Origin of the sequence: Mycobacterium asiaticum (assembly GCF_001668675.1) — a bacterium.
Classification (GTDB): domain Bacteria; phylum Actinomycetota; class Actinomycetes; order Mycobacteriales; family Mycobacteriaceae; genus Mycobacterium; species Mycobacterium asiaticum_D.
Genome location: NZ_LZKQ01000269.1, coordinates 21,499 through 36,021 on the forward strand (window position 1 = coordinate 21,499; position 14,523 = coordinate 36,021).

Below are 14,523 nucleotides of genomic sequence, written 5' to 3' on the forward strand. Positions count from 1 at the left end.
AGACCAGAGGAGGTGATGAGGTCCCTATGCGTCCATACGAAATCATGGTCATCCTTGACCCCACGCTCGACGAACGCACCGTCGCCCCGTCCTTGGAGACGTTCCTGAACGTCGTCCGCAAAGACGGTGGAACGGTCGAGAAGGTCGACATCTGGGGCCGGCGGCGGCTGGCGTACGAGATCGCCAAGCACGCCGAAGGCATCTATGTCGTCGTCGACCTGAAGGCCGAGCCCGCGACGGTCTCCGAGCTTGACCGCCAGCTGAGCCTGAACGAGTCGGTGTTGCGCACCAAGGTGATGCGCACCGACAAGCACTAGCAGTCCCTGTCGGGGCCGGTGCCTACGCTTGTTCGTGAACAACCATCAGGCCAGGACCAGGTAAGAATCAGGCGGGACCAAGGAGGACATTGTGGCTGGTGACACGACTATCACGGTCGTTGGAAACCTCACTGCTGACCCGGAACTGCGGTTCACGCCGTCGGGTGCTGCCGTGGCGAACTTCACCGTTGCGTCAACGCCGCGGATTTATGACCGCCAGAGCGGGGAGTGGAAGGACGGCGAAGCGCTGTTCCTGCGCTGCAACATCTGGCGGGAAGCGGCCGAGAACGTGGCCGAAAGCCTGACCCGCGGCGCGCGGGTGATCGTCACCGGCCGGCTCAAGCAGCGGTCCTTCGAGACCCGCGAAGGCGAGAAGCGCACCGTCGTCGAGGTCGAGGTCGACGAGATCGGACCTTCGCTGCGGTATGCCACTGCCAAGGTCAACAAGGCCAGCCGCAGCGGCGGTGGCGGTGGTTACAGCGGCGGCGGCGGTGGCGGATCCCGGCAGTCTGCGCCGGCCCAGTCCGGCGGATCCGGCGACGACCCGTGGGGCAGCGCCCCGGCATCGGGTTCGTTCGGCGGCGGAGACGACGAACCACCCTTCTGATTTAGAGAACCCCAGAGCACGAGAACGGAAGAACAACAGACATGGCCAAGTCCACCAAGCGGCGCCCGGCTCCGGAGAAGCCGATCAAAGCGCGCAAATGCGTTTTCTGCGCCAAGAAAGACCAGCAGATCGACTATAAGGACACCACGTTGCTGCGCACCTACATCAGCGAGCGCGGCAAGATCCGCGCCCGCCGGGTCACCGGCAACTGTGTACAGCACCAGCGGGACATCGCGGTCGCGGTGAAGAACGCCCGCGAGGTCGCCCTGCTGCCCTTCACCTCCTCGACGCGGTAACCCCCGCGCGCGCAACGAAAGTACTCAACGATGAAGCTGATTCTCACGGCTGACGTCGACCACCTCGGTTCCGTCGGCGACACGGTCGAGGTCAAGGACGGATACGGTCGTAACTTCCTGCTGCCGCGCGGTCTGGCGATCGTCGCGTCCCGCGGTGCCCAGAAGCAGGCCGACGAGATCCGTCGGGCCCGGGAGACGAAGACGGTCCGCGACCGCGAGCACGCCACCGAACTCAAGACCGCGATCCAGGCGCTCGGCCCGGTCGCCCTGCCGGTGAAGACCGCGGCCGACAGCGGCAAGCTGTTCGGTTCGGTGACCGCCGGCGACGTGGTGGCCGCCATCAAGAAGGCGGGCGGTCCCAACCTGGACAAGCGGATCGTCCGGCTGCCCAAGGCACACATCAAGTCGGTCGGCACCCACCCGGTGGTCGTGCACCTGCATCCAGAAATCGACGTCGAGGTGGCGCTCGAGGTCGTCGGCCAGAGCTAACTCGCCACTGTCCTACTCACCCGGTGTGGCCGCTCCTGATCGGCCGCACCGGGTTTTCGCGTGCCCGGAGCTGGCGAACAGATTCCGGCCGCCGATCGACCGACGGCGTAACCTGCCATTCACGCGGCGAAAATGTCACCGAAAACCAACACGCCCGAGGCGATAACCTGCGCCGACACGCCGTAGCACTTCTTGTCCACACCACTTTCGTGGCGTTGTATGGCGGTCATCAGCAGTGATGTCCTAGCCCCCCGCAGTGATCCACAAGTTCTCCACACCCCCCTTAACACTGGCGTCGATGGATATGCACACACGATGCACAGCTTCATGAACAACGGCCTTTGAAGGATGCGCCAGCAACGTTTACGTTCATCCCGGCGCCTTGGCCAATTGGGGCCATGAGGTGGGACGGGGGTGGGTGTCAGTGCCTTGACTTACGCTCTGAATCGCGTTCTTCGAATATATGTTCGGTGCTAAGTCAAGAGGAGGTGAGGGCCGATGGCGGTCGTTGACGATCTGCCACATCCCGGGATGGATTCCCCGCCTCCGAGTGAGGATTACGGTCGTCAGCCGCCCCAGGATCTCGCCGCAGAGCAGTCCGTGCTGGGCGGGATGCTGCTGAGCAAGGACGCCATCGCCGACGTCCTGGAGCGGCTGCGGCCCGGTGATTTCTACCGGCCGGCACACCAGAACGTCTACGACGCCATTCTGGATCTCTACGGCCGGGGCGAGCCGGCGGATGCCGTAACGGTGGCCGCCGAGCTGGATCGTCGCGGGCTGCTGCGCCGCATCGGCGGGGCGCCGTATCTGCACACGCTCATTTCCACGGTGCCGACGGCGGCCAACGCGGGTTACTACGCCACCATCGTCGCCGAGAAGGCCCTGCTGCGGCGTCTGGTCGAGGCCGGCACGCGGGTGGTGCAGTACGGTTACGCCGGGGCGGACGGCGCCGACGTGGCCGAGATCGTCGACCGGGCGCAGGCCGAAATCTACGAGGTGGCCGAGCGGCGGACGTCAGAAGACTTCGTCCCGCTCGAGGATCTGTTGCAGCCGACGATGGACGAGATCGACGCGATCGCGTCCAATGGCGGCATTTCGCGTGGCGTGCCGACGGGCTTCACCGAGCTGGACGAGGTCACCAATGGGTTGCACCCGGGGCAGATGATCATCGTCGCGGCGCGGCCGGGTGTGGGGAAGTCCACGCTCGGGCTGGATTTCATGCGGTCATGCTCTATCAAGCACCGGATGGCCAGCGTGATCTTCTCTCTGGAGATGAGCAAGACTGAGATTGTTATGCGGCTGCTATCGGCTGAGGCCAAAATCAAACTCGCCGACATGCGCTCGGGTCGCATGAACGACGACGACTGGACCCGGCTGGCGCGGCGAATGAGCGAAATCAGTGAGGCGCCACTGTATATCGATGATTCACCGAACCTGACGATGATGGAGATTCGTGCCAAGGCGCGGCGGCTGCGGCAGAAGGCCAACTTGAAGCTCGTGGTGGTTGACTACCTGCAGCTGATGTCGTCCGGCAAGAAGGTCGAGTCACGCCAGATCGAAGTGTCCGAATTCTCCAGGCATCTCAAGCTTTTGGCCAAGGAGCTCGAGGTACCTGTGGTGGCCATCAGCCAGCTCAACCGTGGTCCTGAGCAGCGCACGGATAAGAAGCCCATGCTGTCCGACCTTCGCGAGTCGGGGAGCCTGGAGCAGGATGCGGATATGGTGATCCTGCTGAATCGCCCCGATGCCTTTGAGCGTGACGATCCACGTGGGGGAGAAGCGGATTTCATTCTGGCCAAACATCGTAACGGCCCGACCAAGACGGTGACAGTCGCGCACCAGCTGCACCTGTCGCGGTTCGCCAACATGGCAAGATAGATTCTGAGGTCGGAAGCGCCGGATTTGAGCGCAAACGTGTCGGTAGCCGTCGGTATGTTTAAGATGTGGCTGCACATGGTGATTCGCGTTTTGTATCTGACCCAGATGCCGTAAAAGCAGCCTCTGGCCAAAGCGGTGTTGGGCCGCTAAGTGGTGGCACGGTTCCGCGAAAGTTGCGGATCACGCGGGCAGACAATGGCATCGATACGCCATTGGACGACTTGATGCAGACTGACGAGTGTCCGCTCGTGTGGTCCGTAGACAACAGAATGCGGCTTACCAGGCGTCGTGCCGCCGGCGAGATCTCTACTCGGAGTCAACCGTCCGTGCGTCTGGGCCTAGCTTCGGGCCGCCAACTCGACATGATACCGAGCCAACAACTGTGCAGAATTGATGGTTGGGTTTCACTGGCGCAGTTGAGGATCGGTGCCAGAATTGCCGTCCTCCGCAGGATTGGCGAGCCGGTTCAGACGGTCAGGATGCACGATTCAGAGGTGATCCTGCTGGCGCACATGATCGGCGACGGATCATGCGTCAAGCGTCAACCGATTCGATATGCGTCCATTGACGAGGCCAATTTGACGGCAGTGACGATGGCCGCGACTCACTTTGGGGTGACGGCTATTCGTGATGAGTACGCAGCCGCGCGTGTGACGACGTTGCGGCTGCCCGCCCCTTATCGTTTGACGCACGGCAGGCGTAACCCAATTGCAGAATGGCTCGACGGACTTGGCCTGTTCGGACTGCGCAGTCATGAGAAATTCGTCCCCGCAGCTGTTTTCGGGCTCCCGAACGAACAGGTCGCGTTGTTCTTGCGGCATCTTTGGGCGACCGATGGTTCGGTGCGGTGGGATGCAAAGACGGCGCAAGGCCGGGTTTACTACGCCTCGACCAGCCGCCGCCTAGTAGAGGATGTCATGCACCTGTTGCTGCGCATGGGTGTGCAAGGCCGTATTACGCGGACGGGGAAAGTGGGCTACCGCGACTGTTGGTTCCTCTCGATCGACCGGGCCTCGAATCAGATCGCTTTCTTAACGAAGGTGGGCGTGCATGGCGAACGCGGACTCAAGGCGCAGGAGGTTGTCGCGGCGCTCGCCGGGCGGACCCGCAGGCCAGGAACGGACACCATTCCGGTGGAGGTGTGGGAGCATGTCAATGCCATCCTTGTGAAAAGGGGCTGGTCAGACAAGGACTTTGCGACCGCAACGAAAACGAGGTATGACGGTCCGCGGATGTGGACTCATGCGCCGGGACGGACGAGGTTGCATCGGCTGTCTGTGATTCTGGCCGACTCGGCCTTGCACGACCTGGCTACGAGCGATGTCTATTGGGATCGGGTGGTCGATATCAACAACTTGGGCCGCCATGATGTGTGCGAGCTTCTCGCGAGTGAGACATATCCTTTGGTGACCCAGGGGGCTTTGGTGCGGTGGTCCACGGTTTGACGCTTACACTGCACACACAGCCGAGATCGGGCCGCATGCGGCGGTACGATACCCGGCGGGTTTCGCGGTTCGGCCTGTAGGGCCACGGCGCTGAAGACGGGGAGCCCGATCGCCGCACGACCGCCATCCAACACGTCTACGTCGGCTTTACACCTATAGCAGAATGACTTAGTCGTGCAATGTTTTGCGCATTGTGGGCCGGACTCGGGTGAGTCCACGTCCCGCCGCTACGAAGGACAGCTTGGTTCAACCGCTCCTTCGCTCGGTTGCCGTACCGGCGTCTACTCGGGCTGGCACCGCGGTGGCCGTTCGAGACGACCAGTTCGTGCTGGTCAGGATCGCGGCGGTGAGCTGTCTGATATTCCCGGCGAGGACGTCAACGACGGAGGGTTCTGGTCGACGCTTCTGGTGTGCCGCTGACAGCACCCGCCGCCGCACGCTGATCACGATGGCAATATTCCGGCGAGCATTGGCTATTTGGCCAGTATCGCCCGTTGCGCACCGCCGCTACGTTCGAGTTGCCTCCGCTCTGAAGGGACAATCGATGCCAAGTTCAAGACGGCTCGCGGGCCGTCTCCAGTGATTGCCGTTGTGCCGCAGGTCAATCGGCGGCCCAGCGTGGCAATGATTCCATTTCCCGGCCTGACGATGTTGGACCTCATCGGGCCCTACGAGACACTCCGCGAACACACTGACGTGCATCTCCTGGGGTCCACCACCGACGAGTTCTTCTCGGACAGTGGTGCGCCGTTCCGTGCGACTGAACTGCTCTGCGATGCGGCGGATTTCTACGATGTCGTCTTCGTTCCGGGCGGCAACGGAACGGCCGACGCTATGCGAGACCCGCAAATCATCGACTTCCTCGTGACGCGGGGGCCGCGAGCCCGCTATGTTACGTCCGTTTGCACCGGTTCGCTGGTGTTGGGGGCCGCAGGACTGCTGAATGGGTACCGAGCGACGACGCACTGGTCGATGTTGGACGCGCTGCCCTTCTTTGGGGCCATACCAGCCGAGGAACGCGTCGTCATCGACCGCAATCGGATCACCGGTGGTGGTGTCACCGCAGGAATCGACTTCGGCTTGCTGCTCCTTGCTGAACTGTTCGACGAAGAAACGGCACGCTATGCGCAACTGCTTTTGGAGTACGACCCCGCGCCGCCGTTCGACGGCGGATCACCGCGGTCGGCGACCCAAGACACCGTTCAATACATCAAGGAGTACGTCGCAGGGTTGATGGCCTCTTGCAAAGAGCTTGCCGCACAGCACAAGTCTTAGAAAGGTATGCCCGATGCCCGGAGCCAAGCCGTACGGCCGGTTGCAATATAGGGAGGTCAACGGTAAGCGGATGGCTTACATCGACGAGGGCCAAGGCGATGCCATCGTGTTCCAGCACGGCAACCCGAGCTCGTCGTACCTGTGGCGCAACGTTATGCCACACGTGGAAGGACTGGGCCGGCTCGTTGCCTGCGATCTGATCGGGATGGGCGCATCGGACAAACTGGATGATCCGGGACCCGACAGCTACCGCTACCACGAAAACCGCGAATACCTTTTCGCACTTTGGGACGCACTCGATCTCGGCGATCGCGTGACGCTCGTCCTACACGACTGGGGCGGTGCGCTGGGATTCGATTGGGCCAACCAACACCGTGACAGGGTCGCCGGGATCGTGCACATGGAAACCGTCTCCGTGCCGATGGAGTGGGACGATTTCCCCGAAGAGGTCGCGCAAATGTTTCGGGCCTTCCGCTCCCCGCAGGGCGAGGCGATGGTACTGGAGAACAACGACTTCATCGAGGGCGTGTTGCCGTCCATCGTGATGCGCACCCTCAGCGACGAAGAGATGAACTACTACCGCCAGCCATTCCTCCACCCCGGCGAGGATCGACGGCCCACCCTGTCGTGGCCGCGCGATGTCCCGCTCGCCGGCGAACCTGCCGAGGTGGTCAAGGTCATCGAGGAATTCGGTACCTGGCTGGCGGCGAGCGACGTCCCCAAGTTGTTCGTCCGCGCGGATCCCGGAGTGATTCAGGCCAAGCAGCGCATTCTCGACGTCGTGCGTAGCTGGCCCAACCAAACCGAAATCACGGTACCCGGAACGCATTTCGTCCAGGAGGACAGCGCAGACGAGATCGGCGAGGCGATCGCCTCCTTCGTGCGGAAGATCCGGGCGGGCGATTCCACCAATGTCAGCCCGGGTGACCCGCATGCGTCCCAACACGTGCCCGCGTCTTGACGGCCTCTCACCGCAATTGGATCCTCGGCCGGATGACCTCAATGGCGCAGCGGCTACCGGTCGTGCTGCCGTGCTCATTGGTCGAAGGTCCTTTCGACCGGCTCGGCGAGCAGCGATATCAGTGGCGCGACGTCGGCAGCCTCCGACAGTCCGAGTACGGCATTCTCGATGGCGCTAACTCGAGAGACCGACATCACGCTCGTCGCGAGGTTGCGGAATTTCGCGACCACTTCGCCGTTGGTCACCGGATCCGCCGGGTTGCCGTGCGGTGCAATCACCGACGCCGAGTCGTGGCTACCGTCGGCGAACGTGAGCGTGATATGTGTCTGAAAGCGCTGCGCGATCGGAAGCTCATCAATGCTTCGGTCCAGCTCTACATTGGTGCGGCGCAGTAGGTTCCACACATCGTCCGCATCGAGGCGTGCGGCGGTGAATTGCTCGGGCAGTGCGACACCGTCCAGCAGGGTGACAGCCGCCGCGTAACCGATGTTCATCTGCGCGCCGATAACTGTGAGCGGACGTTGCGGTGTCCACCAACCATGGTGGTAGACGACATCGCCGACGCGAATGTCAATGCGTTCGATCACCCGCCTGCCCTGGCGCTCGCGCAGCATCTGGGCGGCCTCGACCGCGCCGTGCAACCCGCCCATCACGGCCCACGACTTGACCATGATCTGCATCGTCTCCCAGCGTGTCCCGAGGCCCCGTGTCACCTCGTCGGCGTCCGGATGGTGTCCCTCGCCGTACACGGACAGGAAGCCGCCGTACGGGCGCTCGAGTACCTGATCGATGCCGGTGTATCCGGCCTGTGCCAATGCGGCGGAGTAGAACCCGTTTCGGGCCGCGAACCCGTGTTGCATCCGTTTGCCCATCGCTTCGTACTGCGCCGACATCAGGCCGGCGGATTGTGTTGCGGCGAAGCCGACGGCGTCCTCGAGGACAGCCGGGCTCGACCGACGCACCTTGCCGCTGGCGACCGCGGACGCGATACCTCCGAAGATCGGGCCGGAATGCCAACCGCGTGAGAGCATTTCGGTGCCGTGCAGGGCGGCGCCGATCCGCGGGCCGGTTTCGAAACCCGCGACCGCAGCGACCAGGAAATCCCGGCCGCTGACGGGGCCTCCGACGTGGGCAGCCGTAGCGAGCAACGCAGGCACGATCGCCGACGCCGAATGTAGGGGAGCCGTCGGATGGAAGTCGTCGAGCTCGAAACCCTGGATGAAAGTGCTGTTCAGGATGGCTGCGCCCGCCGGGGTAATCGTTCGGCCCGTACCGATTACCGCGGCCGCGCCGGGACCTTCGATATCGCACACGGCGGAGGTTGCAATACGCGACCACGGAAGCTGCGCCCCGACGAGCGCGCACCCGAGTCCATCCAGCAGCAAGTGTGTGGCGCGTTCACAGACGGCCTGCGGGATCTGGTCGTGTGTCAACGCGTGTACCCAGCTCACCAATCGGCCGGTTGGCCCGGCAGGTGCGGTCGCTGCCGCATCAGAGTTGGCCCTAGCGGTATCAGAGGGGGGCTGCATCCCTTGATCGCAGCGGCTCACGATGACAAGCATCAGTTAACTTGCATACCAAGCAAGTAATCTCCGAGTGTGGCGATTACCGGGCTGCGCGGCTTGCACCTGCTGGAGACGTTGGCCGGCATGCGGCAACCCGCCGCGCTACGTGACATCGCGAAACGAGCCGGATTATCGGAGTCATACGCCTTCCGGCTCTTACAGACGCTGGAAGCCGAAGGCTATTTGCACCACCTCGGACGCTCCGGCTATCGGTTGGGCAGCCGTGCCATCGCACTGGCCGCCGTCATCGGCCCGCGACCGGCGATGATGCGCCTGATTTTTCCCGTTGTGGCACGTCTGGCCAACACCAGCGGGGAGTCGGTCGCCGTGCACTTGCGGGCAGGGGACGCGCGCGTCCTGATACTTGCCGTGCCCGCACCATCGGGGCCGATCGCCGATCCCTCGGGTGTGCTTGGCGAACGGTCGCCGCTGACGTCGGGAGCCAGCGGAAGGGTGATCCTGGCGCACCTACCGCAGGCGGAACTCGATCACCTTGCTCTCGACAGTTCGCTCGCCGGGCGACTCGCCGCGATCCGCGAACGGGGATACGAAACCTCGTTCGGTGAGAACCACCCCGGTGTCAACGGCGTCTCCGTGCCGTTGCTGGCCATACCCGACGTTTCAACGGTTCCGCCAACAGCGCTCGGCTCGATGACCATTGCCGGCCCGGCTGAGCGATTGTCACCCGCCGCCCTGGCGCGTCTGGCGACTCCACTGCGCGGCGCCTCTGGTGATCTCGGTCCTCGGCTGGCAGCAGTGCTGGGCCCAAACCCCGGTGCGACCATCGAGGCACACGATCTCTAGGCCGCCAATACCGCTTGTTGTTTTCCCTCTTGACCCGGCCTATCGAGTCATCGCAGCTTCGGCGATGGTGTGCGCCAGCTCGGTAGGCACCGACAGAAACGGGGAGTGCCCTGATGGCAGCCGGCGTACTTCGCTGGCGCGGGCGGCGAAGACGTCTTGGCCCTGGCCGAACGCGGTGTCGCGCTCGCAGATCACGTAGGTCGACGGAACCGTGCGCCATGCGGCGCGGGTCAGCGGCTGGGTCACGGCCGGGTAGCTGAACGGCTGCAGCCGCATCGACGCCCGCTCGGCATCGTCGACTGCAATATCGTTGAAGAACAACCGCATTGGTTCGGATACCGTCATTTGATTGCCGTCGATCACCCACCACGGCAGCGGCGTCCCGCCTGCAGCGGCGAGCAACGACTCGCCTGCATCCAATTGAAATGCACACACGTAAACGAGGTGGGCGACGTTCGCGTGGTCCGCGGCGGCTTCGGAGACCACGGCTCCGCCGTAGGAGTGCCCGACCACCACCACCGAAGTGTCGATAGCTGCGATGCAATCGCTGACCAGCGCCGCGTCGTCGTACAAACCGAAGTTTCCTGCGCCCTGGGAGGCTGTGGTCGGTAGGTCGACGAGCCGCACCTGCCACCCATCCTGGGCGAGGATGGGGGTCACGCCGTCCCACACCCAAGAGTGCATCCACGCGCCGTGCACCAGTAGCAGCGTCGGTCGTGAATCAGCCATCCTCATAACATCTTTCGCATATTGCTCGGCCGATCCGAGCTCTTGTGTGACCACTACCTCAGGAGCCTGGGTGGTCGCTGTGAGATCCGGTCACCTTCCTGACGCACGTACCACTCGGTCACGCATCAGCGCCGACCAATACCCCCTATCGAGTTTTCCTATAACGGGGTCGGAATTGTCTCGGTGCCAACGCTCTTAATAGCTGTGGAACCAACCGAAAGGACCATCACCGTGAGCAACGGCATCAAGATCGGCGTTCAGCTTTGGCCCGGCGGAACGCCCGACTACCGCACCTGGCGCGAGGCGGTCATCCGCGCCGACCAGTCCGGAATAGACGCGATCTTCGGCTATGACCACTTCCACCGACCGGCAGTCGAAATCGTGGACGGCCAGCCCCGCGTGCTGCCCGTGCAGCCCGACGTCAACAACTTCGAGGGCTGGACCGCGCTCGCCTCATGGGGTGAGATCACCAGCAACGCCCAGATCGGCCTGCTGGTCACCGGGATCGGCTACCGCAATCCAGACCTGCTTGCCGACATGGCCCGCACGGTCGACCACATCAGCGGCGGCCGCGTGATCCTCGGACTCGGATCAGGTTGGTATGAAAAGGATTACACCGTCTACGGCTACGACTACGGAACGGTCAAATCACGGATGGACCTGTTCGAGGAGGGGTTGGCGCGCATCGAGAATCGGCTCGCGGCTTTGCAGCCCGCGCCGATCCGGGAGATCCCCATCCTCATCGGGGGGTCCGGCGAACGTCGGGTCATGCCGCTGGTCGCTCGCCACGCGCATATCTGGCACAGTTACCTTGACCTGCCAGCCTTTCGGCAGAAGAACGACCTGCTCAAACAACTCGCCGCCGAAGCCGGCCGCGACGCCAGCCGGATCGAACGATCCGTAGGCTGGACCGGCCGTGAGAACGCCGATGCCTACGTGGCCGAAGGCGTCACCATGTTCACCGCTGAGATCCACCCTGACGACAACGGCTACGACTTCACCGAGGTCAACGACATGCTCGCGTGGCGCGATACCCGCTAACCCTCCTGTAGCACAGCCGAATTCACGCCTGGATATTCTCGAGATCGTCCAGGAGCCGCGGATGCCTGGGCCGCCAGCCCAGGACTTCGCGGGTGTATCGGCTCGTCGCTGGTTGGTCCATCGCGAAGAGCGGGCCGAACGGCCCGAAATGTTCGTGCGGCACCGGTTGGACCGGCAGGCCCAACCGGCGGCCGATCACGTCCGCAATGTCGCGTACCGCGACCCCTTCGTCGTTGACTGCGTGCCAGGCGGTGCCGGCCGGCGCCCCTTCCAGCGCCAGCCTGAACAACACCGCGGCGTCACGTGCATGCACGGCCGGCCATCGTTGGGCGCCATCGCCGGGATAGCCGACCACGCCGTTCGCCCGCGCCGCCTCGGTCAGCAGGCCGGCGAATCCGCCCTTGCCCTCGTTGTGCACGGTGCGCGGCAGGCGTACGGCGCTACTGCGCACCCCACTCGAGGCCAGCTCCAGCAGCGCCATCACCGCGCGGGCGCGGCCGCCGACCGGCCCCTCGGTTTGCAGCGGATCGGCCTCAGTGGAGGCCCGCTCGGGCGCCCACGGCGTCCCTGAAGCGGTGACGATCGGACGATCACTACCGACCAGTTCGTCCCCCATCGCCGCCAGTGCGGCGCTTTCCTCTGCGACGGATCGCGCGAGCGCTTCCGCGCTGCCGTAGTCGCGCCCGAAAGCCAGGTGAATCACGCCGTCGGCCTGCTTGACACCGGTCCGGAGGACATCCAGGTCCGACAGCCCTCCTCGCAGCGTTTCAGCACCGGCTCGCTTGAGCAGGGCCTCCGATGAGTCCGAGCGCGCCAGGGCGAGAACGGTATGACCGCTGCCGAGCAACTCGGTGATGACGGGTGAGCCGATCGTGCCGGTACCGCCGGTGACGAAGACGTGCATGGAAGCTCCCTGCAGAGTGATGGGACAATGATCCCATCACTGTACCAGCCTGACGGGACAATTGTCCCATCACTACGATGGCTCGCATGGCTCGATGGGAACCGGGGGCGCGCGAACGGCTGGTGCTTGCCGCGGTCGACCTGTTCACCGAGCAGGGGTACGACGCCACCACCGTGGCCCAGATCGCCGAGCGGGCGGGGGTCACCAAGAGCACCTTCTTTCGGCACTTTCCGGACAAGCGCGAGCTATTGGTCGCGGGCCAGGAGTCGTTGTGCCGGTTACTCGCCGACGGCATTTCCGAAGCGCCGGAAGGGGCCAGCCCGCTGGAGGCGGTCGCCGCGGGCCTTGAGCGAGCGTCCGGCGCGATGGGCCCGGTCAATCGCGAGATCGGGCCACGCCTCAAGGCCGCCGTTGCCGCCAGCACCGAACTCCAGGAGCGGGACGCCCTCAAGAGCGTCGGCCTGGCCGCGGCCATGTCAGCGGCTCTGGTCGCTCGCGGGGTGCCGGACCTGCCGGCCCAGCTGGCTGCGGAGCTGGGAGTCCTGGCCTTCAAGCGGGGCTACGCGCAGTGGGCCGAAGGAGACCGCGACGACGGGGCAGCGCTTGCCGCCCATGCCCGGGCCGCCCTCGACGAATTGCGCGCCGCCGCAGGGTCATTGGGCTGAGCGCAGGCATGCGACCGCGCTAGGTTTCGATCGCCTGACGGGCGGCTCGGTACGTCACGTACTGTGCAGACCGTGGATATCAATGGAGCTAGCGCAATCGTCACCGGAGGGGCGTCGGGGATCGGAGCGGCGACCGCCCGCCAACTCGCCGCCAAGGGTGCCCGAGTCGTCGTCGCCGACCTGCAGGCCGAACGCGGACAGGAACTCGCACACGAGATCGGCGGGGTGTTCGTCAACGTCGACGTGACGAACACCGAACAGATCGAAGACGCGGTCAACACCGCAGCCGACCTTGGTCCGCTACGGGCGCTGGTGAACTCGGCGGGCGTGGGCTGGGCGCAGCGCACCATCGGCAAGGACGGTGAGTTCGCTTCTGCGCACAATCTGGACGCGTACAAGAAGGTGCTCGCGATCAACCTGGTCGGCACGTTCGACTGCATCCGACTGGCCGCGACGGCGATGAGCCGAAACGAGCCGACCGAGACCGGTGAACGCGGTGCGATCGTGAACATGACCAGTGTCGCGGCCTTCGACGGCCAGATCGGCCAAGCGGCGTACTCGTCCTCCAAGGGCGGCGTCGTCGGATTGACCCTTCCGGTCGCGCGCGACCTGTCCGCGGTCGGTATCCGAGTCAACACCGTGGCGCCCGGCCTCATCGACACCCCGATCTACGGCGAAGGCGAACATTCCGAGGCCTTTAAAGCGAAATTGGGCGAGTCCGTGCTCTTTCCGCACCGCCTGGGCAAGCCGGACGAATTGGCGTCCATGGTCATCGAATTGATCACCAACTCGTACATGAACGCCGAAGTCGTTCGCGTTGACGGCGGAATCCGGATGCCACCGAAATAGATGCGCCGCTGCGTCGACGGACGTTGACGCTCGCCAACCTGCCCCCATGAGCACCCGAAGTCCCCGACGCGTTCTAAGACGGATGGACGTAAAGGCTTGCCGGCAGGCGAAACCATCCGGAGGTGCAGGCGCCGACACCAGTTCGGCTGAACTGGCGTCTGAATCGCGATCTGTTGCTTCGGGCAGCGAGCCGGGCCGGCGGCGGTTACGGCAAGCCGTTATTGCCGTCGTTGCCCAGCAGTAGTCCTCCAATTCCGCCGGCCCCGGCTTTGCCGTCGGTGCTGCCGGTCCCGCCGTTGCCGCCGTTGCCGCCGGCGCCGATCAGCACGGCACCCGCTCCGGTGCCGCCTGCCCCGCCGGTCCCTCCGGTTTCTATCGCGGCGCTGCCTCCAGCCCCGCCACTGCCACCGTTGCCGATCTGCCCCGCTCTACCCCCAGCCCCGCCGGCACCACCGGTTGAAAGGCCAACGGTGCCACCGCCTGATCCGCCGGACCCGCCCGAGCCGAACAGCAGGCCGGCGTTGCCGCCGGCACCACCGGCGCCGCCTTGGCTGGTCAGACTGAAGCCGCCGGCACCACCTGCGCCGCCGGAGCCGAAGAGCAGGCCGGCGTTACCGCCGACCCCGCCGGCACCACCGGTTGAAAGGCCAACGGTGCCACCGCCTGATCCGCCGGACCCGCCCGAGCCGAACAGCAGG

At 64.5% G+C, this 14,523-nt stretch carries 15 protein-coding genes and 1 pseudogene; 12 read left to right on the forward strand and 4 right to left on the reverse strand.

The window, feature by feature from the left end:
- Positions 1-26: 26 nt before the first annotated feature.
- The 8 genes from rpsF (at position 27) to A9X01_RS22625 (ending at position 7,268) form a co-directional block, all read left to right on the forward strand.
- A complete protein-coding gene (gene rpsF / locus A9X01_RS22590; protein ID WP_036362157.1) occupies positions 27-317 on the forward strand; it encodes a 30S ribosomal protein S6 in 291 nt (96 codons plus the stop codon).
- A 91-nt stretch (positions 318-408) separates the two neighbouring features.
- Entirely contained in the window at positions 409-924 is a 516-nt protein-coding gene (locus A9X01_RS22595) for a single-stranded DNA-binding protein (RefSeq protein WP_036362155.1), read from the forward strand.
- Between the two features lie 41 nt (positions 925-965).
- On the forward strand, positions 966-1,220 hold the full coding sequence (rpsR, locus tag A9X01_RS22600) for a 30S ribosomal protein S18 (protein ID WP_036362152.1): 255 nt from the start codon (positions 966-968) through the stop codon (positions 1,218-1,220).
- Between the two features lie 30 nt (positions 1,221-1,250).
- A complete protein-coding gene (rplI, locus tag A9X01_RS22605) occupies positions 1,251-1,709 on the forward strand; it encodes a 50S ribosomal protein L9 (RefSeq protein WP_065122864.1) in 459 nt (152 codons plus the stop codon).
- Between the two features lie 498 nt (positions 1,710-2,207).
- Positions 2,208-3,587 (forward strand): replicative DNA helicase, encoded by a 1,380-nt coding sequence (dnaB, locus tag A9X01_RS22610; protein ID WP_065122865.1) that lies wholly within the window; start codon positions 2,208-2,210, stop codon positions 3,585-3,587.
- Positions 3,588-4,081: 494 nt separating this feature from the next.
- On the forward strand, positions 4,082-5,032 hold the full coding sequence (locus A9X01_RS22615) for an LAGLIDADG family homing endonuclease (protein WP_172832585.1): 951 nt from the start codon (positions 4,082-4,084) through the stop codon (positions 5,030-5,032).
- Positions 5,033-5,623: 591 nt separating this feature from the next.
- Entirely contained in the window at positions 5,624-6,307 is a 684-nt protein-coding gene (locus A9X01_RS22620; protein WP_253849313.1) for a DJ-1/PfpI family protein, read from the forward strand.
- A gap of 13 nt (positions 6,308-6,320) precedes the next feature.
- Positions 6,321-7,268, forward strand: a complete 948-nt coding sequence (locus A9X01_RS22625; RefSeq protein ID WP_065122867.1) for a haloalkane dehalogenase — start codon at positions 6,321-6,323, stop codon at positions 7,266-7,268.
- A gap of 74 nt (positions 7,269-7,342) precedes the next feature.
- On the opposite strand, the gene A9X01_RS22630 is transcribed toward A9X01_RS22625, so the two are convergent.
- Positions 7,343-8,797, reverse strand: a complete 1,455-nt coding sequence (locus tag A9X01_RS22630; protein ID WP_065122868.1) for an MmgE/PrpD family protein — start codon at positions 8,795-8,797, stop codon at positions 7,343-7,345.
- A 69-nt stretch (positions 8,798-8,866) separates the two neighbouring features.
- Between A9X01_RS22630 and A9X01_RS22635 the strand changes: the two genes are divergently transcribed.
- On the forward strand, positions 8,867-9,637 hold the full coding sequence (locus A9X01_RS22635) for an IclR family transcriptional regulator (RefSeq protein WP_065122869.1): 771 nt from the start codon (positions 8,867-8,869) through the stop codon (positions 9,635-9,637).
- Positions 9,638-9,676: 39 nt separating this feature from the next.
- Here the strand turns inward: A9X01_RS22635 and A9X01_RS22640 are convergent, their stop codons facing one another.
- Positions 9,677-10,366, reverse strand: coding sequence for an alpha/beta fold hydrolase (locus tag A9X01_RS22640; protein WP_172832586.1), 690 nt, complete (start codon positions 10,364-10,366; stop codon positions 9,677-9,679).
- A 231-nt stretch (positions 10,367-10,597) separates the two neighbouring features.
- Between A9X01_RS22640 and A9X01_RS22645 the strand changes: the two genes are divergently transcribed.
- Positions 10,598-11,407: an LLM class F420-dependent oxidoreductase gene (locus A9X01_RS22645; RefSeq protein WP_065122877.1), complete on the forward strand. Its 810-nt coding sequence runs from the start codon at positions 10,598-10,600 to the stop codon at positions 11,405-11,407.
- A 22-nt stretch (positions 11,408-11,429) separates the two neighbouring features.
- Here the strand turns inward: A9X01_RS22645 and A9X01_RS22650 are convergent, their stop codons facing one another.
- The gene (locus tag A9X01_RS22650) at positions 11,430-12,311 is read right to left on the reverse strand and encodes an SDR family oxidoreductase (RefSeq protein WP_065122871.1); all 882 of its coding nucleotides are present in this window, start codon (positions 12,309-12,311) and stop codon (positions 11,430-11,432) included.
- A gap of 86 nt (positions 12,312-12,397) precedes the next feature.
- Here A9X01_RS22650 and A9X01_RS22655 point away from each other — a divergent pair, with 86 nt between their 5' ends.
- Both A9X01_RS22655 and A9X01_RS22660 read left to right on the forward strand, forming a co-directional pair.
- Positions 12,398-12,976, forward strand: a complete 579-nt coding sequence (locus tag A9X01_RS22655) for a TetR/AcrR family transcriptional regulator (protein WP_065122872.1) — start codon at positions 12,398-12,400, stop codon at positions 12,974-12,976.
- A 72-nt stretch (positions 12,977-13,048) separates the two neighbouring features.
- Positions 13,049-13,825 carry an SDR family NAD(P)-dependent oxidoreductase gene (locus tag A9X01_RS22660; RefSeq protein ID WP_065122878.1) on the forward strand — a complete coding sequence of 259 codons (777 nt, stop codon included), beginning with the start codon at positions 13,049-13,051 and terminating at the stop codon, positions 13,823-13,825.
- 205 nt (positions 13,826-14,030) lie between these two features.
- On the opposite strand, the pseudogene A9X01_RS32285 reads toward A9X01_RS22660, so the two are convergent.
- Positions 14,031-14,523: pseudogene (locus A9X01_RS32285) on the reverse strand (PE family protein); the annotation flags it as partial.

What these genes read in the sequence shown, in the direction of transcription:
- rpsF (WP_036362157.1), top strand. Translation starts at nt 27, where the DNA reads ATGCGTCCATACGAAATCATGGTCATCCTTGACCCCACGCTCGACGAA.
- rpsR (WP_036362152.1), top strand. Translation starts at nt 966, where the DNA reads ATGGCCAAGTCCACCAAGCGGCGCCCGGCTCCGGAGAAGCCGATCAAA.
- rplI (WP_065122864.1), top strand. Translation starts at nt 1,251, where the DNA reads ATGAAGCTGATTCTCACGGCTGACGTCGACCACCTCGGTTCCGTCGGC.
- dnaB (WP_065122865.1), top strand. Translation starts at nt 2,208, where the DNA reads ATGGCGGTCGTTGACGATCTGCCACATCCCGGGATGGATTCCCCGCCT.
- A9X01_RS22625 (WP_065122867.1), top strand. Translation starts at nt 6,321, where the DNA reads ATGCCCGGAGCCAAGCCGTACGGCCGGTTGCAATATAGGGAGGTCAAC.
- A9X01_RS22630 (WP_065122868.1), bottom strand. Translation starts at nt 8,797, where the DNA reads ATGCAGCCCCCCTCTGATACCGCTAGGGCCAACTCTGATGCGGCAGCG.
- A9X01_RS22640 (WP_172832586.1), bottom strand. Translation starts at nt 10,366, where the DNA reads ATGGCTGATTCACGACCGACGCTGCTACTGGTGCACGGCGCGTGGATG.
- A9X01_RS22650 (WP_065122871.1), bottom strand. Translation starts at nt 12,311, where the DNA reads ATGCACGTCTTCGTCACCGGCGGTACCGGCACGATCGGCTCACCCGTC.
- A9X01_RS22655 (WP_065122872.1), top strand. Translation starts at nt 12,398, where the DNA reads ATGGCTCGATGGGAACCGGGGGCGCGCGAACGGCTGGTGCTTGCCGCG.